Source organism: Psychrobacter sp. CAL346-MNA-CIBAN-0220 (genome assembly GCF_040309805.1).
Lineage (GTDB): Bacteria > Pseudomonadota > Gammaproteobacteria > Pseudomonadales > Moraxellaceae > Psychrobacter.
The window spans coordinates 1-266 of sequence record NZ_JBEOPF010000349.1 but is presented as its reverse complement, the minus strand read 5'-3'; the positions used below and the strand labels follow the sequence as shown (position 1 = coordinate 266).

Annotated in this window: 1 protein-coding gene; it reads right to left on the bottom strand. The window is 63.2% G+C overall.

All coding sequences use genetic code 11. The features are described from left to right. Positions 1 to 121: 121 nt before the first annotated feature. Positions 122 to 266: efflux RND transporter permease subunit (locus AAEY88_RS13935; RefSeq protein WP_350563333.1), on the bottom strand; the 145-nt coding region annotated here is incomplete at its 5' end.

Below are 266 nucleotides of genomic sequence, written 5' to 3'. Positions count from 1 at the left end.
CCCCTTGTGAGAGCGGGCTTGCTCGCGAAGGCGGTGTATCAGTCAGTACAGGTATCGACTGACCCGGCGCATTCGCGAGCACGCCCGCTCCCACATTGGGGTTGCGGCGTCTTCGAGGTTGTCAGGTGGTCTCTTCATCGCGGCGATGAGCCCATTGGTACAACGCCGGCAGCACCAGCAATGTCAGCAAGGTCGAGGAAATAATCCCGCCAATCACCACCGTCGCCAATGGGCGCTGCACTTCGGCGCCGGTGCCGGTGGCGAGG